General features: G+C 64.2%; 20 protein-coding genes. 6 read left to right on the top strand and 14 right to left on the bottom strand.

Translation table 11 applies throughout. The annotated features are described in order from the left end of the window. Positions 1-47: 47 nt before the first annotated feature. The 5 genes from O3298_RS09015 to O3298_RS08995 all read right to left on the bottom strand — a co-directional run bounded on the left by O3298_RS09015 (position 48) and on the right by O3298_RS08995 (position 3,427). Positions 48-251, bottom strand: a complete 204-nt coding sequence (locus tag O3298_RS09015) for a hypothetical protein (RefSeq protein ID WP_289904549.1) — start codon at positions 249-251, stop codon at positions 48-50. 140 nt (positions 252-391) lie between these two features. Continuing rightward, positions 392-835 (bottom strand): hypothetical protein, encoded by a 444-nt coding sequence (locus tag O3298_RS09010; protein ID WP_070289666.1) that lies wholly within the window; start codon positions 833-835, stop codon positions 392-394. A 75-nt stretch (positions 836-910) separates the two neighbouring features. Further along, positions 911-2,116 (bottom strand): phage tail tube protein, encoded by a 1,206-nt coding sequence (locus O3298_RS09005; RefSeq protein ID WP_099667434.1) that lies wholly within the window; start codon positions 2,114-2,116, stop codon positions 911-913. Positions 2,117-2,449: 333 nt separating this feature from the next. Continuing rightward, entirely contained in the window at positions 2,450-2,992 is a 543-nt protein-coding gene (locus O3298_RS09000) for a hypothetical protein (RefSeq protein ID WP_289897415.1), read from the bottom strand. A gap of 24 nt (positions 2,993-3,016) precedes the next feature. Next, positions 3,017-3,427: a hypothetical protein gene (locus O3298_RS08995; RefSeq protein WP_289897414.1), complete on the bottom strand. Its 411-nt coding sequence runs from the start codon at positions 3,425-3,427 to the stop codon at positions 3,017-3,019. 149 nt (positions 3,428-3,576) lie between these two features. On the opposite strand from O3298_RS08995, the gene O3298_RS08990 reads away from it, so the two are divergent. Beyond that, on the top strand, positions 3,577-4,290 hold the full coding sequence (locus tag O3298_RS08990) for a S24 family peptidase (protein ID WP_289910559.1): 714 nt from the start codon (positions 3,577-3,579) through the stop codon (positions 4,288-4,290). 44 nt (positions 4,291-4,334) lie between these two features. Here the strand turns inward: O3298_RS08990 and O3298_RS08985 are convergent, their stop codons facing one another. The 7 genes from O3298_RS08985 to O3298_RS08955 form a co-directional block, all read right to left on the bottom strand. Then, the gene (locus O3298_RS08985; protein WP_305059065.1) at positions 4,335-6,221 is read right to left on the bottom strand and encodes a propionate--CoA ligase; all 1,887 of its coding nucleotides are present in this window, start codon (positions 6,219-6,221) and stop codon (positions 4,335-4,337) included. A gap of 142 nt (positions 6,222-6,363) precedes the next feature. Then, positions 6,364-7,569, bottom strand: coding sequence for a 2-methylaconitate cis-trans isomerase PrpF (gene prpF / locus O3298_RS08980; protein ID WP_305059064.1), 1,206 nt, complete (start codon positions 7,567-7,569; stop codon positions 6,364-6,366). A gap of 61 nt (positions 7,570-7,630) precedes the next feature. Further along, complete coding sequence (acnD, locus tag O3298_RS08975) at positions 7,631-10,225, bottom strand: Fe/S-dependent 2-methylisocitrate dehydratase AcnD (protein WP_305059858.1); 2,595 nt, start codon at positions 10,223-10,225, stop codon at positions 7,631-7,633. 11 nt (positions 10,226-10,236) lie between these two features. After that, positions 10,237-11,391, bottom strand: coding sequence for a 2-methylcitrate synthase (gene prpC, locus O3298_RS08970; RefSeq protein ID WP_289914249.1), 1,155 nt, complete (start codon positions 11,389-11,391; stop codon positions 10,237-10,239). An 81-nt stretch (positions 11,392-11,472) separates the two neighbouring features. After that, positions 11,473-12,360: a methylisocitrate lyase gene (prpB, locus tag O3298_RS08965; protein ID WP_034783951.1), complete on the bottom strand. Its 888-nt coding sequence runs from the start codon at positions 12,358-12,360 to the stop codon at positions 11,473-11,475. A gap of 365 nt (positions 12,361-12,725) precedes the next feature. Next, positions 12,726-12,974, bottom strand: a complete 249-nt coding sequence (locus O3298_RS08960; RefSeq protein ID WP_034783948.1) for a hypothetical protein — start codon at positions 12,972-12,974, stop codon at positions 12,726-12,728. 122 nt (positions 12,975-13,096) lie between these two features. Continuing rightward, on the bottom strand, positions 13,097-13,333 hold the full coding sequence (locus O3298_RS08955) for a hypothetical protein (RefSeq protein WP_099667425.1): 237 nt from the start codon (positions 13,331-13,333) through the stop codon (positions 13,097-13,099). 177 nt (positions 13,334-13,510) lie between these two features. On the opposite strand from O3298_RS08955, the gene O3298_RS08950 reads away from it, so the two are divergent. From O3298_RS08950 to O3298_RS08935, 4 genes are all read left to right on the top strand, one after another. Continuing rightward, positions 13,511-14,368 carry an MBL fold metallo-hydrolase gene (locus O3298_RS08950; RefSeq protein ID WP_305059063.1) on the top strand — a complete coding sequence of 286 codons (858 nt, stop codon included), beginning with the start codon at positions 13,511-13,513 and terminating at the stop codon, positions 14,366-14,368. Between the two features lie 202 nt (positions 14,369-14,570). Next, positions 14,571-14,798: a hypothetical protein gene (locus O3298_RS08945; RefSeq protein WP_305059062.1), complete on the top strand. Its 228-nt coding sequence runs from the start codon at positions 14,571-14,573 to the stop codon at positions 14,796-14,798. Positions 14,799-15,006: 208 nt separating this feature from the next. After that, positions 15,007-16,335, top strand: coding sequence for a hypothetical protein (locus O3298_RS08940; protein WP_305059061.1), 1,329 nt, complete (start codon positions 15,007-15,009; stop codon positions 16,333-16,335). A 160-nt stretch (positions 16,336-16,495) separates the two neighbouring features. Continuing rightward, a complete protein-coding gene (locus O3298_RS08935; RefSeq protein ID WP_305059060.1) occupies positions 16,496-17,941 on the top strand; it encodes an MFS transporter in 1,446 nt (481 codons plus the stop codon). A 110-nt stretch (positions 17,942-18,051) separates the two neighbouring features. Here the strand turns inward: O3298_RS08935 and O3298_RS08930 are convergent, their stop codons facing one another. Continuing rightward, complete coding sequence (locus tag O3298_RS08930; RefSeq protein WP_289914244.1) at positions 18,052-18,957, bottom strand: LysR family transcriptional regulator; 906 nt, start codon at positions 18,955-18,957, stop codon at positions 18,052-18,054. 56 nt (positions 18,958-19,013) lie between these two features. After that, entirely contained in the window at positions 19,014-20,462 is a 1,449-nt protein-coding gene (locus tag O3298_RS08925; RefSeq protein ID WP_305059059.1) for a M20/M25/M40 family metallo-hydrolase, read from the bottom strand. 173 nt (positions 20,463-20,635) lie between these two features. On the opposite strand from O3298_RS08925, the gene O3298_RS08920 reads away from it, so the two are divergent. Then, a complete protein-coding gene (locus O3298_RS08920) occupies positions 20,636-21,166 on the top strand; it encodes a GNAT family N-acetyltransferase (protein ID WP_099378762.1) in 531 nt (176 codons plus the stop codon). Positions 21,167-21,285: the final 119 nt, after the last annotated feature.

The following is a 21,285-nucleotide window of genomic DNA, read 5'->3' as shown; positions in this document are numbered from 1 at the left end:
GGCCCATAAAAAAAGCCGCGCATGGCGGCCGGGTTGAAAAATTCGGGTCAGCCCGCCGCATGCTGGTGCGATAGGAACAGCGCGTCGAGCTGGTCCAGCAACTGGTGCTCGAACGGTTCGATGGCGATGCCGTGGCGCGCCTGCCAGGCGAGGATTTCCGTGCTGGCGATGGGGTTGACGGCCATGCCGTTCTGGCGCTTGCGGTTCAATTGCGCGAACCACTCCCACACGTGGGTCAGTTCGAACGGCATGGGTGGCACCGCCTCCTCGGGCGGCGCGCGGTACAGCGGATGGCGCCGGGCCGCGTCGATATGCTCGCCCTTGGCATGCCCATCGGCCGCCCTCGCGCCGCGCTCGAACTGGTGCCCGGCGTAGCGCAGCAGGCTGGCCGTCAGAGTTTCAAAAAATTCGACTCGTTTTCCAGCGCCGTGGTGACCTTTTCCTGCCAGGTCGGGTATTTTTCAAAGGCCGCTTCCAGCAGTGCAGCATCGAGCGGCACGGGCGCACCGTTGCTTGTGAAACCGTACCAGCCCGTGACCACGGCCAGCGCCAGGCGCTTCTGGTTGCCGTCGATGGCTTGCACCAGCAATTCCGCGCCTTCGTCGGTGGAGGCGTCGATGGCCGTCTTGCGACGCGCCGATTTTTTATAGCCTTCGGCGCGCACGGCGTTGTTGGCCAGGCGATATTGCTCGCTGTTCTTGCCGACGATGGTCAGGCCGGCCACCGCTTCGCCATCCGCGTCGAAGATGACGGGCACGTCGAAGGTGACGGGAGTGGCAGCCGCGTGGATATTGCCGATGTCGAAACCTGCCTGGATTTTTTGTGCGTTGTTCATGTGTGCTGCTTTCTTGATCAAGGTGAAAAGTAAAAAGGCCGCCATCACGACGGCCCCGGTGCAAGCGTCAGCCGCTTACAGCGCGCTGTCCTGGATGCTCAAGGTGGTCGCCTCGTGCTGCGCGTCGGCGCCCTTGTAGCGCAGGACGTCGAAGGCGCAGGTGACGATCTTGTTCTTCTCGCCGTCGTCGATCTTGGCCGAGGTGATCTTGATGCGGCCCATGGCCAGTGCCAGCACGTCGGCGGTCGGCGCCGTGCCCGACGCCATGGCGTAGGCCAGCGGGATTTCCGTCTCGGACTTGAAGTAGTCGAGGTAGGTGGCATCCTGCAGCAGCACCGTGAACTGGCCCGAACCCATCACCTTGCCGCGCGAGGCAGCCGTGGCGTACTTCGAGCCAATCACCGGGTCGACCTTGACCTGGCCGTCCAGCGAGACGGACATGCCGGTGCAGATCTGCGACGGGATGCCGTTCACCGACAGCATCGCCGTGGCGCCCGAGAATTTACCGGTGCCCGGCGCGGCCAGCGGCGTGGGGAAGTACGGCACGGCCGTGGTCGGGCCTTCCGCCTTGCCCATCAGGGTGAAGTCCAGGCTGGTGATCCCGTTCGGCTGCACGGCGATGTCCATCTTGCTGACCAGCTGGTCGACAAAGCTGCGGTGCACGCCGATCTTCGGGTCCTGCACTTCAGCCGTGAACCAGTCGGTGGTGTGGCCCGTCAACGGGGTGAAACTGCGCTTGCCGACCGCCGCCACGCCGACCGAGTCCCCGGCCGCCTTGACGATCATGGCCGAGCCGTCCATGAACTGGCCATTCAGGTTGGTGGCCGTCACCGACGTGACGAAGAAATTCTTCGCGTTGTTGGCGGCCGCCGGCGCCGTCATGCCGGTGATGCGCACGACGCTGCCGGCGCGGAAACCTTCCGCCAGCCAGGAACCGGCGCTGCGCGTCAGGCCCGTGGCGGCAGCGGCGATCGTGGTTTGCGCGGCAGCCACGCCGCCTGCCGTAAAGTCGCGGCGCAGCAGCGCAGCCATCAGCGGCGCATACGTGCCGCACGCCGCTTCGGCCTTGATGGCGCCCGTGGTGCGGAAGTTACCGAGGCGGGTATCGCCCTGCTGCTGGCTGGCGTCGATTTCGGCGCTTGCGTATTTGTCCGCTTCCGTGTCGAAAGTGGCCGTGACGCGGGGATAAATCTGGCCGCCGCCAGCGGCAGCCTTGCTGCCTTCGGCGCTTTGTTTGCTGATAACGATCAAGCTGTCGATACCGTTTGCTGTCGATGCCATAGTTATAAAACCTTTCGTGGGATGAAAACCGCCGGGGCGGCCTTGTGGAAGAAACTGAAAAATGGAAGGTGAAACGAAAAAGCCCGCACGCGGTGAGGCGGCGGGCTGGCGTCCGGATGGCGCGGGGCCATGCCGGACGGAAGGTGGGCGAAGGGGCCATGAAGGCCGTTCGCTGCGCTGATTTCCCCTATCGGTGTCGCGCCGAAAGCGCGTCTATTACGAGTGGAGAAGCATGTGATGTACTGCGGGTGCTAGCTGTGTTGCCGTTGCTGCGTGATCGAGACTCTATTGTAGGGGCGTTTTTTTCAGCGCCAGGCATATTGCAAAAAAATTTCAGTGACCGAGGCGGCGCATGGCGCGGGCACCGTGCGACTGGAAGATGGCTTCCAGTTCGCTGACCATATCCTTGATGCGTTCGAGCTCGAAGCCGCCGGAGCAGCTGATGGCCGCTTCGCCGGCACCGCGGCAAGCCTGGCAGACGAGCGGCGCGCCGGCCTGCATGGCAGCGACGACGCCCGTGCCGTGGCAGACCTTGCATTTGCTGTCGAGCCAATGCGCGAGCGACGCTTCGGCCACGCGGCGATACAAGGTGTTGGCCGCCTGCGCATCCCAGGCCGTCTGCGCCTTGACCCAGCGCCGCGCGCGGCCCTTCTGCGTCACGGCCGCCGTCCAGGCGCGCAGCAATTGGGCCAGGTTGCCCGCATTGCCTTCGAACAGGCGGCTGACGGTGCCGTCCGCGTATTTGACGCGGCACAGCAAGGCGCCCATGTCGCCGGCCAGCGCCGCGGCCGCGATCACGTCCAGGTCGTGGTGGACGGCATCGTCGCGCAGGTTCTGCGACGACAGCGATGCGATGAATTTTTCTGCAAACCCCATGATTTCTCCTCGTTGATTCTTGTTTCAGTTACCCGCCGGGCCAAACAGGGCCGCCACCAGCGGATCGCGGCGCGCCGCGCCGCGCGCCCAGCTGGCCGTGCGGCGCACTTGCGGCGGCAATTCGGCCCAGCCATCGACGTCGTCGTCCTGCTCCCCCAGCGCGTACAGGGCGGGCCGCTGGCGCCCCGGCTCCGTGCAATGGCGCTGCGCCAGGTGGATCTGTCCCAGGCCGCACATGTGGCGCAGATAGCGGCTCATGGTGCCAGCATCGAGTCCCAGCAAGGCGGACAACTGCGCCGCGCTGGCCTGGCCCTGCTCGCGGATGTACTGCGCGATGCGGGCGATATGCAGCTGCGACTTCTTGCTGCGTCCCTGTAATTGGCGCCCCTGCCGTGGCGCCGCCCTGCTTTCAACCAACTGACTGCTGTTCAACATCTGCCTGACCTCCCGTGGTGCTGCCCGCCGGCAAACGCTGTAGTGCGTTTGCGACAGGCAACGAATGGACTTTATCAATCGCTAATGTTAAAGTCAAGCATTTGGTAATTTATCAAACGGTAAATTTCAGGTTTAATGTGGAGATGAATATGTATCAATACAGACGCGACCGCCTGCTGGCCCTGATCCGCGAGCACTACGACAACACGCGCAAGAAGATTTCCGACGTCAGCGGCTGGAGCGAGGCGCGCATCTCGCAAATCCTCTCGCCCACCTACCGCGAGGGACGCGCCTTCAGCGAAAAGATCGCGCGCAAACTGGAAGCGGACCTGCAACTGGACAGCATGTATTTCGACCAGGGCGCGGCGCCCGATCAGGCGGCGCTGACGGCACGCGCGCTGGCCGGCGTGCAGCCGGTGGTCGTGGAAGATGGCGAAGATGAACGCTTTTACCCGATCCGCAAGGTGAAACTGCGCCTGTCGGCCGGCATCACGGGCTTTGCCATCGAACCGGAAACGCACGACGGCAGCACCATCAGCGTGCCGCGCAGCTGGGTCGAGCGCAATGGCTACCACCCGGAAAAACTGGTGGCGATCAAGGTCAAGGGCGAGAGCATGGAACCGGCCCTGTACGAGGACGACGTGGTGATCATCAATACGGCCGACAACCGGCCGGCCGATGGCATCGTGTTTGCCATCAATTACGAAGGCGAACCGGTGGTCAAGCGCATGGCGCGCGATATCGGCGAATGGTGGCTGACGTCGGACAACCCGGACCAGCGCAAATACCACCGCAAGCTGTGCCGCGGCAATGAATGCCTGATCGTGGGCAGGGTCGTGCGCAAGGAAAGCGACCGGATTTGAAAGCGAAGTTTATCAAACGATAAACTTCGCTCGCGACATGCCGCTTACGCCAGCGCCGCCTGGATCTGCTGCAGCGATGCCGGATCGTCCATCGACGTCAGGTCGCCCGGGCTGCGGCCTTCGCAGATGGCCTGGATCGAGCGGCGCAGCAGCTTGCCCGAGCGCGTCTTCGGCAGTTGCGGCACGAACAGCACGCGGGCCGGCCGCGCCACGGCGCCCAGCTGGCGGTCGACGACGGCCATCACTTCGCGCTCCAGCACCGCTTTCGCCTCGACACTGTCGAAGCCCTGCGGGTCCTTCAGGATCACGAAAGCCATCGCCACCTGGCCTTTGAGCTTGTCTTCCACGCCCACCACCGCCACTTCCGACACGTTCGGATGGCTGGTGATGCTTTCCTCGATTTCGCGCGTGCCCAGGCGGTGGCCGGCCACGTTGATCACGTCGTCGGTGCGGCCCAAAATGAAGTAATAGCCATCCGCGTCGCGCACGCCCCAGTCGAAGGTGGAATACACTTGCCGTTCGCTGAAGGTGGACCAGTAGGTGTCGACGAAGCGCGCGTCGTCGCCGTACACCGTCTGCATGCAGCCGGGCGGCAGCGGGCCTTCCAGCACCAGCACGCCCTTCTCGTTGGCGCCGCACTCCTCGCCCGTCGCCTCGTTGAGCAGCTTGACCTGGTAACCGTACATGGCCAGGCCGGGGCTGCCCAGGCGCGTGGGCGTGTTGGCAACACCCTTGGCCACCGAGAGGATCGGCCAGCCCGTCTCCGTCTGCCAGTAGTTGTCGATGATGTCCACTTTCAGTTCGTCGGCGATCCATTGCGACGTGGTTTCATCGAGCGGCTCGCCCGCCAGGTACAGCGCCTTCAATGACGACAGGTCGTATTTGCGCATCAGTTCCACCGGGTGCTTGCGCAGCACGCGGATGGCCGTCGGCGCCGAGAACATGCGCGTGACCTTGTATTTTTCGACGATGCTCCACCAGATGCCCGCATCGGGACAGATGGGCAAACCCTCGTACAGGATGGTGGCCATGCCGGCGATCAGCGGGCCATACACGATGTAGGAATGACCCACCACCCAGCCGATATCCGAGGTGGCAAAGAAGGTTTCGCCGGGCTTGCCGCAAAATGTGTACTGCATCGACGACGCCAGCGCCACCGCATAGCCGCCCACGTCGCGCTGCACGCCCTTCGGCTTGCCCGTCGTGCCCGAGGTGTAGAGCACATACGACGGTTCGTTCGATTCGAGCCAGGTGACGGGCACCTGCGCATCCAGGTGCTGCTCGCGCAGGGCAGCGTAATCGACGTCCCGGCCCGGCGTCAGTTCCATCGGCACCAGTTGGCGGTCGACCAGCAGCACCCGCTGCGGCTTGTGCGCGGCGATGCGGATGGCTTCGTCGAGCAGCGGTTTGTAGGCAATCGCCTTGCCATTGCGCGAACCGGCATCGGCGGAAAACACCAATTTGGGCTGCGCATCGTCGATGCGGCTGGCCAGGCTATTGGCGGCAAAGCCGCCGAACACCACGGAATGCACGGCGCCGATGCGCGTGCAAGCGAGCATGGCGAACGCCGCCTCGGCGATCATCGGCATGTAGATCAGGACGCGGTCGCCCTTGACCACGCCCAGCGACAGCAGGATGGCGGCGCAGCGCTCCACTTCGCGCTGCAGTTCGCGAAAGCTGTAGCTGCGCTCGGTATTCGTTTCGGTGGAAATGGCGATCAGCGCGGCCGCATCGCCCTGGCTGCCCACCCAGCGGTCGACGGCGTTGTGGCACAAATTGGTGGTGCCGCCGACAAACCACTTGGCGAACGGCGGGCGGGAATAATCGAGCACTTGCGAAAACGGGGCATGCCAGGCTATCTTGTCCGCTTCCTCGCGCCAGAAAACGTCAGGCGTGTCGATCGAGCGTTGATAAAATGCTGCGAAATTCATGTCTCCTCCGGTAGGCTTGCAATCTGTTGTAGTTGCTGCTCGTTCCTGTTCTGGTGATCTGTTCGCGCAAGCACCCTCCGCTCCGTGCCGCCACTTGCAGGCCAGGTATCGGCCGGACCAGTTGCGGTCCGGCCTGGGCGGGTTATGCGCTAAAGGCGTCGCCGGGAATGCGCACAGCCCCTTCCATCAGCACGCGCGCGCTGCGGCTCATGATGGCCTTGGTGACGCTCCACACGCCATCGACGAGCGCCGCTTCCGCGCCCACCATCAGGGTGCCGGACGGGTGGCCGAAGCGCACCGAGTTACGGAGACCGCCACCGGCCGCCAGGTTGACCAGGGTGCCGGGAATGGCTGCCGCCGTGCCGATGGCGACAGCGGCCGTGCCCATCATGGCATGATGTAATTTACCCATCGACATGGCGCGCACCAGCAAGTCGATCTCGCCCGCTGCCACCTGCTTGCCGCTGGACGAGACATAGCCGGCAGGCCTGGCGACAAATGCCACTTTCGGCGTGTGCTGGCGTTTCGCCGCTTCATCGAGATGCGCGATGAGTCCCATGCGCAAGGCGCCATGCGCGCGGATGGTTTCGAAGCGGGCCAGGGCCACCGGATCGCCATTGATGGCGTCCTGCAGTTCCGTGCCCGTGTAGCCGATGGCGTCCGCATCGACAAAAATCGTCGGGATGCCGGCGTTGATCATCGTGACCTTTAAAACACCGATGCCGGGTACCTCCAGGTCATCGACAAGGTTGCCGGTAGGAAACATGGCCGAGCTGGCCCCATCGCCGCCCTCCTCGTCTGCCGCCGGATCGAGGAATTCCAGTTTCACTTCGGCGGCCGGGAAAGTCACGCCATCGAGTTCGAAGTCGCCCGTTTCCTGCACTTCGCCATGCGTCATGGGCACGTGGGCGATGATGGTCTTGCCGATATTGGCTTGCCAGATGCGCACCGTGGCGATGCCGTTTTGCGGCACGCGGGCGGCATCCACCAGGCCGCTGGCGATGGCAAACGAGCCGACGGCGGCCGACAGGTTGCCGCAATTGCCGCTCCAGTCGACGAATGGCTTGTCGATGGAGACCTGGCCGAACAGGTAGTCGACGTCGTGGTCAAGCTTGGCGCTTTTTGCCAGGATCACCGTCTTGCTGGTGCTGGACGTGGCGCCGCCCATGCCGTCGATCTGCTTGCCGTAGGGGTCGGGGCTGCCGATCACGCGCAGCAGCAGCGCATCGCGCGCGGCGCCCGGCACTTGCGCGCTGGCGGGCAAATCCTGCAGGCGGAAGAACACGCCCTTGCTGGTGCCGCCGCGCATGTAGGTGGCGGGGATTTTGATTTGGGGTACGTGGGTCATAGGGTTTCCTGAAAAGCCGGGCAGCGCGCGCCTGCGCGCCACCCGGTGAATGACGAACTGCTTACGCTGCCTTGGTCGACTCGAGGAAATCCTGCGCGAATCGCTGAAGAACGCCGCCCGCCTCGTAGATCGACACCTCTTCCGCCGTATCGAGGCGGCAGGTGACGGGCACTTCGACCGTTTCGCCGTTCTTGCGGTGGATCAGCAAGGTCAAGGTGGAACGCGGCGTGCGCTCGCCGACGACGTCATAGGTTTCGCTGCCGTCCAGGCCCAGGGTCTTGCGGTTCACGCCAGCCAAAAATTCCAGCGGCAAGACGCCCATGCCCACCAGGTTGGTACGGTGAATGCGTTCGAAACCTTCGGCCACGATGGCTTCCACACCGGCCAGGCGCACGCCCTTGGCGGCCCAGTCGCGCGAGGAGCCCTGGCCATAGTCGGCGCCGGCGATGATGATCAATGGCTGCTTGCGCTCCATGTACACCTCGATGGCTTCCCACATGCGCGAGATTTTGCCTTCCGGCTCGATGCGCGTGAGCGAACCGGCTTTCACTTTGCCATCCTCGATGACCATCTCGTTCTTCAGGGTCGGGTTGGCAAACGTGGCGCGCTGCGCCGTCAGATGGTCGCCCCGGTGCGTGGCGTAGGAATTGAAGTCTTCCTCGGGCAAGCCCATTTTCGCCAGGTATTCCCCGGCCGCGCTATCGAGCATGATGGCGTTCGACGGCGACAGGTGGTCGGTGGTGATGTTGTCGCCCAGGACGGCCAGCGGACGCATGCCTTTCAAGGGGCGCGCGCCAGCCAGCGCGCCTTCCCAGTACGGCGGACGGCGGATGTATGTCGTCTGCGGACGCCAGTCGTACAGGGGGCTGACCTTGATGCCGTCGTCCGCCTGCGCGGCAAACATCGGAATGTACACCTTGCGGAACTGCTCCGGCTTGACGCTGGAAGCGACGATGGCGTCGATTTCCTCGTCCGACGGCCAGATATCCTTGAGCAGAATCGGCTTGCCATCCGCATCATGGCCCAGCACATCCTTCTCGATGTCGAAGCGGATGGTGCCGGCGATCGCGTATGCCACCACCAGCGGCGGCGAGGCAAGGAACGCCTGTTTCGCGTACGGATGGATGCGGCCGTCGAAGTTGCGGTTGCCCGACAAGACGGCCGTGGCGTAAAGGTCGCGCGACACCACTTCGTCCTGGATCACGGGGTCGAGCGCGCCCGACATGCCGTTGCACGAGGTACAAGCGAATGCCACCACACCGAAGCCCAATGTTTCAAGCTCCGGCATCAGGCCCGCTTCCTGAAGGTACAGTTCCACGGTCTTTGAGCCAGGCGCCAGCGACGATTTCACCCATGGCTTGCGGGTCAAACCGAGGCGGTTCGCATTGCGCGCGATCAAACCGGCGGCGATCATGTTGCGCGGGTTGTTCGTGTTGGTGCAGCTGGTGATGGCGGCGATGATGACGGCGCCGTCCGGCATCTTGCCCGGTTCGTTTTCCACCACGCCGGAAATCCCGCGCGCGGCCAGCTCCGACGTCGGCACGCGGTTGTGCGGATTCGACGGACCGGCGATATTGCGCACGACGGACGACAGGTCGAAGCTCAAGACGCGCTCGTACTGCGCGTCCACCAGGCTGTCGGCCCACAGGCCCGTCTCTTTGGCGTACAGCTCCACCAGTTTCACCAGTTCGTCGTCGCGGCCCGTCAATTTCAGGTACTTGATGGTTTGCGCGTCGATGTAGAACATGGCGGCCGTGGCGCCAAACTCCGGCGCCATGTTGGAAATCGTGGCACGGTCGCCCAGGGTCAGGTGCGCAGCGCCTTCGCCAAAGAATTCCAGGTAGGACGAGACGACCTTCTGCTTGCGCAGGAACTCCGTCAGCGCCAGCACCGTGTCGGTGGCCGTGATGCCCGGCTGCGGTTTACCCGTCAGCTTGACGCCGATGATATCCGGCAGGCGCATCCACGAGGCGCGGCCCAGCATCACGCTTTCCGCTTCCAGGCCGCCCACGCCGATGGCGATCACGCCCAGCGCATCGACCATCGGCGTGTGCGAATCCGTGCCCACCAGCGTATCGGGATAGGCTACACCATTTTGCACCTGGATCACGGGCGACATGCGCTCAAGATTGATCTGGTGCAAGATGCCGTTGCCCGGCGGAATCACATCGACGTTCTTGAAGGCCTTCTTGGTCCAGTCGATGAAGTCGAAACGGTCTTCGTTGCGGCGGTCTTCGATGGCGCGGTTCTTGGCGAAGGCGTCGGGGTCGAAACCGCCGCATTCGACGGCCAGCGAGTGGTCGACCACCAGCTGCGTCGGCACGACGGGGTTGACGAGGGCCGGGTCGCCACCCTGGGCCGCGATGGCGTCGCGCAAGCCGGCCAGGTCGACCAGGGCCGTCTGGCCCAGGATGTCATGGCAGACGACGCGCGCGGGGAACCACGGGAAGTCCAGGTCGCGGCGGCGTTCGATGAATTGGCTCAGCGAAGCGTTCAGGGTCGCCGGGTCGCAGCGGCGCACGAGGTTTTCCGCCAGCACGCGCGAGGTGTAGGGCAAGGTGGCGTAGGCGCCTGGCTGGATCGCATCGACGGCGGCACGCGTGTCGAAGTAGTCTAGCTGGGTGCCCGGCAAGGATTTGCGGTGCAAGGTGTTCATGTTGGTGCTCATTATTTACGGTCCTTGATCGGGACGAATTCCAGGTCTTCCGGACCCACGTAGTTGGCGCTCGGGCGGATGATCTTGTTGTCGATACGCTGCTCGATGATGTGGGCAGCCCAACCCGAGGTACGCGAGATGACGAACAGCGGCGTAAACATCGCCGTCGGCACGCCCATCATGTGGTACGACACGGCCGAGAACCAGTCCAGGTTCGGGAACATGTTCTTGATTTCCCACATGACCGATTCCAGGCGCTCGGCGATGTCGAACATTTTCGTGGAACCGGCTTCCTGCGACAGCGAACGGGCCACTTCCTTGATGACTTTATTGCGCGGATCCGAAATCGTGTAGACGGGGTGGCCGAAGCCGATCACCACTTCCTTGTTGGCCACGCGCTCGCGGATGTCCGCTTCCGCTTCATCGGCGTTGTCGTAGCGTTTCTGGATATCCAGCGCCACTTCGTTCGCGCCGCCGTGTTTCGGACCGCGCAGCGCGCCGATGGCGCCCGTGATGGCGGAATGGATGTCCGAGCCCGTGCCGGCGATCACCCGGCTGGTGAAGGTCGAGGCGTTGAATTCGTGTTCCGCGTACAGGATCAGCGACGTGTGCATGGCTTTTTCCCACGACGCCGATGGTTTTTCGCCGTGCAGCAGGTGCAGGAAGTGGCCGCCGATCGAGTCGTCGTCCGTTTCCACTTCGATGCGCTTGCCGTTATGGCTGTAGTGGTACCAGTACAGCAGCATGGAGCCGAACGACGCCATCAGACGGTCGGCGATGTCGCGCGCGCCCGGCGCGTTATGGTCGTCTTTTTCCGGCAGGGTGCAGCCCAGCACGGACACGCCCGTGCGCATCACGTCCATCGGGTGGGCGGCGGCCGGCAGCGCTTCCAGCGCCAGTTTCACTGCCGACGGCAAGCCGCGCAGGGACTTCAATTTGGCCTTGTAGCCTTTCAGTTCAGCGGCGGTCGGCAGCTTGCCGTGCACCAGCAGGTAGGCGATTTCCTCGAACTCGCAGCTGTCGGCCACGTCCAGGATGTCATAGCCGCGGTAATGCAAATCGTTGCCGGTCTTGCCGACCGAGCACAGCGCCGTATTGCCGGCGGTGACGCCGGACAAGGCGACGGATTTTTTAGGCTTGAAAGTGGCGGCTTGCGGTGCGTTCATTGATTTCTCCAAAAATTGACTAGTCTCGGTTGCATCACTGCGGGGCCGGCGTGCGGCCCCTGCTTCTTTACTTTTCTTTACTTATTTCTTTTGCGCGGCGAACAGCGCATCGAGCTTTTGCTCGAAATCGTGGTAATTGATCGATTCATACAGCTCCATGCGCGTCTGCATGGTGTCGACGACGTTCTTTTGCGTGCCGTCGCGGCGCAGCGCCTGATAGACGTTTTCCGCCGCCTTGTTCATGGCGCGGAAGGCCGACAGCGGATATAGCGCCAGGCCCACGTGGGCGCTGCGCAGTTCGTCCAGGGTGAACAGCGGCGTGGAACCGAATTCCGTGATGTTGGCCAAAATCGGCACGTTGACGGCCTTGGCGAACGTGGCGTACATGTCCAGGTCCGTGATGGCTTCCGGGAAGATCATGTCGGCACCCGCTTCGACGCAGGCGACGGCGCGTTCCAGCGCCGCTTCCAGGCCATCGACGGCCAGCGCATCGGTGCGCGCCATGATGACGAAGTTCGGGTCCGTGCGCGCATCGACGGCCGCCTTGATGCGGTCGACCATTTCTTCCTTGCTCACGATTTCCTTGCCCGGACGGTGACCGCAGCGCTTGGCGCCCACCTGGTCTTCGATGTGCAGGCCGGCCGCGCCGAACTTGATCATCGATTTCACCGTACGCGCCACGTTGAAGGCGGACGAACCGAAGCCCGTGTCGGCGTCGACCAGCAGCGGCAGGTCGCACACGTCGGTGATGCGGCGGATGTCGGTCAGCACGTCGTCCAGGCTGGAAATACCCAGGTCCGGCAAGCCCAGCGAGCCGGCCGCGACGCCGCCGCCGGACAGATAGATGGCTTTATAGCCGGCGCGCTTGGCCAGCAAGGCGTGGTTGGCGTTGATGGCGCCGACGACTTGCAACGGGGATTCTTCCTGGACGGCCTTGCGGAATGCGGCACCTGCGGAGTATTGAGTCATGTGTTCACCTTATGGGTTTCGGATGGTCCCGAATGTTTCACGGAGTGGCTATGAACATCAGTATTGCAAATGCCGTGCCAGGCCGGCGCGGCGCGGCGAACAACACGTGACGGCAGAGTGAAAACAGGGGACAAGGGGCCAGCCAGCACTGCTCCTGGGCTGTCACGCCAGGGAACAACGATGTCACGTTTGTCCCGTACGATGTTTCATTATCGTTTCATAATTTCATTTTGAAACATAACATTGAAACATGCAACAGCGCTGGCTGAAAAGATGGGGGCAGGCACACGCGCCGCCGGTAGCGCGCAAAAAAAACAGCCGGCGGATGCCGGCTGCGGGAACACGATGACTGAAAGAGTAGAGAACTAGGCCAGCCGCACCAGCGGGTTGGCGATGATGTTGTCGATCTGGCGCACGGCTTCTTCGCAGGCGGCGGCAATGGCGCCCTCCTCGTCGTCGCGCACGAATTGCATGGTCGAGCCTTCGAATACTTCCAGGCCTTCGGCCGTGGCGCGCTCGATGTCGCAACTGGCCGACCATTTGCCGTCGGTGGTGGGCACGGCCAAGGGAACGATTTCCCAGCCTTTATAGTGAATTTTAGAACTGCTATCCATGGGTGCCTCCTTCGTGACTGACTCAATAGTGGAAATCGTAGCATGAAGCGCGGCTGGCAGCGACGTGTTTCACGCGCCAGCCGTAGTCAGGCTCACTTTCGGGCTAAACGATTTACGCTGGCTCAAGGGCGCAGCAGATTATCGACTTCCGTCCTGGCCACTTGCAGGCCCGCCGTGCAAGCCGTTTCGGGGGCCGCGTAGCCGCCCAGGGTGCGGCTGCGCGTGATCGCCTGCGCTTCCGGCTCGCCTTCGCGCTGCAGGCGGTAGGTAAAATCCCATAAATCGTCGTTATCCTTTTGCGGGGTCACGGAAATCGTAAAACCGCGGTACTGTTCGCTGCGTGCAGTGATATCGTTCATGAATTCCTCCTTGGAAGAATGAGGTTACCATGCTGCAAGCGCCGGGGTGCGCACGGCTGTGACGGCCGCATGCCTGCCCCCTTATCTGTTTTCCGCATGTTAAATGTGAATTTGCAGCATTTTTTTAGCGAACTCTGGCGATATAATGCCATTCCCTGTCCGTCCCTTGCCGCCGTGATGACTCCACAAATCCAAGCTTTCTTCGACCCTGCCACCGCCACCGTCACCTATATCGTGTATGAGGCCGATGGCCGGGACTGCGCCATCATCGATTCCGTGCTCGACTACGATCCCAAGGCGGGCCGCACCTCGACCACCTCGGCCGACAAGGTAATCGCCTTCGTGCGCGAACACGGCTTGCAGTGCCGCTGGCTGCTGGAAACCCATGCGCATGCGGATCACCTGTCCGCCGCGCCCTACCTGCAGCAGCAGCTGGGCGGCGACGTGGCCATCGGCGCCGCCATCCAGACGGTGCAGCAGGCGTTCGCCGCCGTCTACCACCAGGGTGCGGCCAAGGCCGACGGCTCGCAGTTCGACCAGCTGTTCGCGCCCGACCAGGTATTCCATATCGGCGCATTGGAAGTGCGCGCGCTGCACGTGCCCGGCCACACGCCGGCCGACCTGGCATACCAGATCGGCGACGCCGTGTTTGTCGGCGACACCCTGTTCATGCCGGACGTGGGCTCGGCCCGCTGCGACTTTCCCGGCGGCTCCGCTGCACTGCTGTACCGTTCCGCGCAGCGTTTGCTGTCGCTGCCGCCGCAGACGCGGCTGTTCATGTGCCACGACTACCCGCCCAACGGCCGCGCGCCGCGCTGGGAAGTGACGGTGGCCGAACAGCGCGCCGGCAACATCCACTTGCGCGACGGCATCACGGAAGAACAATTCGTGGCCATGCGCACGAGCCGCGACGCCACCCTGGACATGCCGACATTGATCTTGCCCGCCATCCAGGTCAACATCAACGCGGGCAAGCTGCCCGAGCCGGAAGACAATGGCGTGCGCTACCTCAAAATACCGCTGAACGCGATCTGATTTCCCCGGCATTCCCCGCCCGCCGCGCCTCCTTTCTTGACACCACGCAAGTCCCACCTCAGGCAATCCGCATACAGTGCAGATTGCCTGAGTTCGCTTGGGCGTCGCTTTTCATCTTTAACGTTGACGGAGCGCCCGCATGTCGCCCGACCCTACGCTAGCTGGCAATTGCATCCTGCTCGCCGAAGCCTAAGGCACGACCTTGTTCAGCCATGCGCTGCTCCAGGCCGTCACGCGCCTGCCCCGTCCCGGCATCGTCATCTTCGTGCATGGCGTCAATTCCGATGGCGAATGGTATGAGCAAGCCGAACAAGGGCTGTGCGCCGGCCTGAATGCGCGTCTGAAGCGCCGCGACGAGTTTCTGGCGATCCCGGGCCCGGCGGCCGGACAGATGCAGGCCCGCCACCTAAGCGCGCGAATTGACGGATGACGGTTTCCTCAATCCCAAGCGCAACGCCACTACCTTCCTGCATCCACCAACTTTGCGCCGAGGACTGACGCTACATAAGTTCATTGCCACGCCGCGCCAGCGACTGGCCCGGGCCTTCGCCACGTTTCTCTGCGTCATTTTCCTGACATGTTGGTCCATCTGGTCGGGCTATGCCGATCACCAGCATGTCCATTCACCTGGAGACTTCATGAAACAGTTCCTCGCGCTGCCCACGCTCGCCGCCTTCTCCATGTTTGCGCTATTGACAGCCTGCGCCGTGAAGCCGGCGCAGAAAGAAGACGGTCTCCCAACAACCACTGTCCAAGCTCCCTTCCGGGCACAGGTCGTGGGCCTGCAGTGGCTCAACCCTCTGCAACGACGCGACTATCCCACCGAGTGGCAACTGCTCTGGACGCTTGGCCTGGCCAAACCCAACAAGAATGACGATATGGTCAGGACGGATCCCAGGGGTTTCAGTACCTTGCAGGCAGTCGCCCCCATTGCCCACGATATCAATGGAAGGGAAACGTTCAAGGGCTATCACCATAAATATCTACTCGAACTCATGACCAATTTTCACGATATCTATTTTTCCAGCCCCACCTACTTCTACCACGTCTACCCCAAGGATCAAAAACAGAACTGGCGCGAACTGGCAGGCATCCGCGTGGAATATGCCCTGCCTGACGGAAAATTCGATCTGGCAGAAGTTCATCAAACAATAAAAGATGAAATTATCAGCAACTTCGAAATCGGCAACCCCCACTTCCCCACCCTCTGGACCCGCGCCACCCCGCCCGACGTGCGCATCACCCTGGGCGGCAACAACGCGGGTTTTACCTCCCTGAAAGCCGCGCTGGCCTACCTGGAAGCGCATCCGAAGGAAACCGTGTGGGTGATGAATTGGGATGCGCCGAGCCGGCCGAAGACCATGCAGATCAATGAAAACCTGGCGCTGCTGGTGCTGGCCAGCCCCGATTACAAGACGGAGCGCGCGGCGCTGGCGTGGATAGCTTATCCGGCCACGCGCAAGGTGGCCGATTTTGAAGCGGGCAAGGACAAGCCGCCGCGCGCCGTGCAGGCGTGGCAGGCCGTGTTTGCCGAAGCGTCGCGCCATGGCGGCAGGACGGAAGAAGACATCGGCTACGTCATCCACGATGCCAATAAAACCCTGCCCTCGTCATCCGACCGTCTGGGCCAGCTGGCGCAAGCGCTGACCCTGGAAGTATCGGGATTCGACTTCCTGCCGCAGACCTTCAATACGCCGGCCCTGCTGGGGGAAATGGGCGCAGGCACGGCGCTGACCAATGTCGCCCTGGGTATCGCCCATGCGAACCACGTCGGCAAGCCCGTGCTGGTGGCGGGCACCAGCGATCCTGACGGCGTCACGGGCGTGCTGGTCTTGCCGCCAGCCACGGTACGGCCCATCGCCCACGACAAGCCGTGGTTCCGAGCGCGCGGCGAAAACAATGCGTATTTGCCGTGGTGGGGCATCCGGCATGACACGGCGGACAGTTTGCAGGGTTACTCGAAATAAAGTCCAAGTACTGGCCGCCGGCTCGCAGCGACCTTCCCGGCGGCCCGGCCGCGCCGCATACATGGCGTCCAACGCAACAACACAATGCAAATGATGCGCCTTCCGCCATACCAGATCCCTCGATACCATGTAATGACCCCATTCGAGGATCAGCCACGCCATGCATGCACCGTCAAAACCCGCTCCACCCAACCAGCAGGCGTCCCAGGCCGGCAACGCCACGATGCCCGTGCGCGGCGCGCTGGCCAGCCTGTCCCTGGCGATGCTGCTGCCCGCGCTGGGCACCAGCATCGCCAACGTCGGCCTGCCCGACATGGCCCGGGCCCTGCAGGCTCCGTTCCAGGATGTGCAATGGATCGTGCTCGCCTATCTGCTGGCCATCACCGCCCTGATCGTCAGCGTGGGGCGCCTCGGCGACACGGTCGGCCGGCGCCGCCTGCTGCTGGCCGGCATCGCGCTGTTTGCCCTAGCTTCCATCCTGTGCGCGCTGGCGCCCACCCTGTGGCTGCTGGTTGCCGCGCGCGCCCTGCAAGGCCTGGGCGCGTCCGTCATGATGGCGCTGACCATGGCCCTGGTCGGCAGCACCGTCCCCAAGGCCAGGACGGGCAGCGCCATGGGCCTGCTCGGCACCATGTCCGCCGTCGGCACCACGCTGGGCCCCGCGCTGGGCGGCCTGCTGATCGCGCGCTTCGGCTGGCAAGCCATTTTCCTCGTCAACGTGCCGCTGGCCGGCCTGGCGCTGCTGCTGGCCTGGCGCTGCCTGCCGGCGGACCAGCGCGACGCGCACGCCAAACGACCGCTGTTCGACCACCGCGGCACCGTGCTGCTGGCGCTGACCCTGGCCGCCTATGCGCTGGCCATGACCCTGGGCCGCGGCCATTTCGGCGTGCGCAACGCGGCGCTGCTGCTGGCCGCCTGCGTCGGCGCCATCCTGTTCGTCCGGGTCGAGCTGAAGGCGCCGGCGCCGCTGATACGCCTGGCCATGCTGCGCGCGCCCATGCTCAGCGCCGGCCTGGCGACCAGCATGCTGGTCGCGACGGTGATGATGTCCACCCTGGTAGTCGGCCCCTTCTACCTGGCGCGCGGCCTGGGTTTGGGCACGGCCGTTACCGGCATGGTGCTGGCGGCGGGGCCGCTGGTGGCGGCGTTCTGCGGCGTGCCATCCGGCTGGCTGGTGGACCGCTACGGCGCGCAGCGCATGGGCGGCGTTGGCCTGTGCGGCGCGGCCGGCGCCTGCCTGGCGCTGGCCCTCCTGCCCGCCAGCCTGGGCATTCCCGGCTACGTCGCGCCGATCATGCTGCTCACGGCCAGCTATGCGCTGTTCCAGGCAGCCAACAATACGGCCGTCATGGGCGATATCGTTGCCGAGCAGCGCGGCGTCATTTCCGGCATGCTCAATCTGTCGCGCAATCTGGGACTCGTCACGGGCGCCTCCGTGATGGGCGCCGTCTTCGCTGCCGGCGCCGGCGATATCGCCAGCGCCCGGCCAGCCGCCATGATCGGCGGCATGCACGCCGCCTTTGGCGTGGCCAGCGCGCTGATACTCGCCGCGCTGGTCATTTTCGTGCTTGGCCGCACCCTGAACAAAACTGGAGACTCCGCATGATACGCACCCGTGCAATCCCATCCCTGCCTGTCCCTCTGTTGCTGCTGGCCCTGGCCTGCGGCGCCACCCTGTCCGGCTGCTGCTGGCCCTGAGCTGGCGCGCCGGAGGCGTCAGCCGGCATTGATCCGGGCCGCGCAAGCGTCGACCACGCAACCGCGCAGCCAGCGGTGAGCGGGGTCGGCATCCATGCGCGGATGCCACATCAGCGACACAGTCAGGTCGGGCATACGCAGCGGCAGCGCAAAGCTGAACATGCCGGCGCGCAGATTGCCCGTATGCCGTTCCGGCACAGTGGCGATCAGGTCGGAGCCGGCGGCCAGCGCCAGCGCCGCCGTGAAGCCGCCGACGATGCTGGCGATCGTGCGCTGCAATCCCAGCGCGGCCAGCGCGTCGTCCATCGGCCCCGTTTCCTGGTCGCGCCGCGCCACCAGCACATGCCGGCCGGCCGCATAGCGCTCGGCGCTGATGTCGCCCTGCGCCAGCGGATGGCCGCTGCGCACCACGCCCACGAAACGGTCGCCGAACAGCCTGCGCGTGCGCACTTCCGGGCTGGTGAGGCTGCCGATCACGCCCGTTTCCAGGTCGATGCTGCCCTCGCGCAGCTGCACGCTTTCGCGGTCGGGCTTTTGCACGAAGCGAAGACGCACGCCTGGCGCTTGCGCGCCGATATGCGCGAGCAGCGCCGGGCCGAAATTTTCCACGAAACCGTCGCTCGAACGCAGCGTAAACGTTTGCGCCAGCTGGCGCGGATCCAGCTGCTGCGCCGGTCCCAGCACGGCCAACACTTCGCCCAGCAGGGGGGCGACTCTTGCGCGCAGCTCCAGCGCGCGCGGCGTGGGCACCAGTTCACGGCCGGCGCGCACCAGCAGCGGATCGCCCGTGGTCTCGCGCAGGCGCGCCAGGGCGCGGCTCATGGCCGATGGACTCAAACGCAAGCGCCGCGCCGCGCGCGTGACGCTGCCTTCGGCCAGCAGGACATCGAGGGTGATCAGCAGGTTCAGATCGGGTAGCGACATGGTGTTTACCTTGGCATACATTGGTGGCGCCAAGTTGCCGGCGCCACCACTGGCGCTTACTCGCCCTGCTCCGGCGCGCGGCCGATCTCGCCGTCGATATTGGCCAGGAACCAGGCCAGCGACGACATCAGCGCCACGTTGCGCTTCAGGTTTTCCGGGTCGACCTTGTCCAGCGTGTCGGCCGCCGTGTGGTGGTAGTGAAAGTAACTGTGGCTGTCCACCAGCGGCTCGAAACTCGGTACGCCGCCCGTTTCCAGGCGGTGCAAGTCGCCCGTGCCCAGCGCGTCGCGGCGCGTGAAGGCGTGCGCGCCCATCGGCAACAGGGCCGCGCGCAGGGGCGCGAACAGTTTTTCCGACTTCGGCCCCACGCTGGCGAGGATGCCGAACGGGCGGCCGGCGCCGCTATCCATCTCGATGGCCGCGTACTGCTTGCCCAGCGCCTGCTTGTGGGCCTCGAAGTAGGCCTGGCCGCCGCGCCCGCCGTTTTCCTCGTTCATCCAGGCGATCACGCGGATGGTGCGGCGCGGACGGTAGTCGAGCTTTTTCAGGGTTTCCACCACGCCCATGGCTGCCACGACGCCGGCGCCGTCGTCGTGCGCGCCCGTCGCCAGGTCCCAGGAATCGAGGTGGCCCGAAACCACCACCACTTCGTCGGCCTTGTCCGTGCCCGGCCAGTCGGCGATGACGTTGTAGCTGTCCGCTTCCGGCAGGTTTTGCGGCGTCAGCGTCAGGTGCATTTTCAGAGGGCCGCGCGCGGCCAGGCGGCCCATCAGCAAGGCGTCTTCCACGGTGACGGCGGCGGCGGGAATGCGTTTATTCTCGTCCAGGCCCGTGGCGCCCGCGTGCGGGATGCGGAAATCGGCGCCGCCCACCGAGCGCACCAGCGCGGCAGCCGCGCCCAGGTCGGCCGCAGCCTTCGGCCCGAGGAAGCGCGCGTGCGAACCCTGGCCATAGGTGACGCCGGCCAGGCCGCGCTCGGCCATCTCCTGGTCGAACGGCGTGTCGATCAGGACGATGGCGCCCTTCACTTCCGCCACGCGGGCCTTGAGCTCATCCAGGCTCCTGACGATGATCACGGGCGCCGTCAGGCCGGCGGCCGGCGTGGCGCCGGAGCCGCCCAGGGCGGTGAGCACCACGCGCTGCGACACGCCTTGCGGACGCCCCGCGTAATCGACGATTTCCGCCGTTTCCACGCCGCGCACCCAGTGCGGCACTTTCACGGGCTGCAAGGTGACGGTCGCGCCCAGCCGGCGCATGGTGTCGGCCACCTGCTGCACGGCGGCGGCCGCGCCGGCGGAACCGGACAGGCGCGGGCCGATCAGATCCGTCATGTCGGCCAGGCGGGCGTACGCCCAGTCGCTTTGCAGCGCGGTGTCGCGCACCTGCGCCAGCGCTTGCGGCGCATTGCCCGGCGCGGCGGCAAAGGCGCCGGCGCTGACGATGCAGCCAAGGGCAAGGGATATGGCGGAACGGCGCAATGGCGCGCCAGTCAGGATGCTATGCATGTGTTCAAATCCAGTCAACGAGGTCGAAGCGGGTACGCCGTGGCCATGGGCAAGGCGCGACTTTTTCTACGATAGCGTATTTATTCTGTCATTGCAGCAACTTTTACGGGATCGATTGCCTCGCCCCCCAGAGTCGATTACCATCAGAATCGTGATCGCTACCGGAAACCGCCATGCTCAAGGGAACACTCTGTACCGTCCGGCATTTGCAGGCCGCCGACCTGAATACCTATATTTCCCTCGTCAACGACCTGCCCTCGCGCGGCGAGTTTTTCTCGATGCAATTCAAGTCGCCCGAGGCCATGCGGCGCGACTTCCTGCAATCGGGCTTCGTGACCGAGGACAGCGAATTGTTCCTCATCGAAGACCACGCCCAGCACATCATCGGCACGATCACGCACTTCAAGAGCCGCACGCCAGCCTCGCGCGAGATCGGCTACCGCCTGTTCGACCGGCAGCGGGATGGACGCGGCTACATCAGCGAAGCGACGCGCCTGCTGGTCGACTACCTGTTCAACGCCTATCCGTATCACCGGCTGGAACTGCTGATGGACCCGCTGAACATCGGTTCCGAGCGCATCGCGCAAAAGAACGGCTTTACCCAGGAAGGCTTGCTGCGCCAAGCCTTCTTTATCAATGGCGTGATGCGCGATGTCAAAATGTACAGCCTGCTGCGTCCGGAATGGCAGGCGCGCCTGCGCTGACTTGTTACGGCCGGGGCAGGATTGTAATAAGTTGTATTAGACATGGAACACGGTTGCGACAGCAGATATAGTCCAGTCCATGCAGATCATTGTGATCTCGCCGGAATGGAAGGAAATGC

Source organism: Janthinobacterium sp. SUN137, from assembly GCF_030587265.1.
GTDB lineage: Bacteria > Pseudomonadota > Gammaproteobacteria > Burkholderiales > Burkholderiaceae_D > Janthinobacterium > Janthinobacterium kumbetense.
The sequence above is the reverse complement of the archived record's forward strand: the minus strand, read 5'-3'. Positions and strand labels throughout refer to the sequence as shown.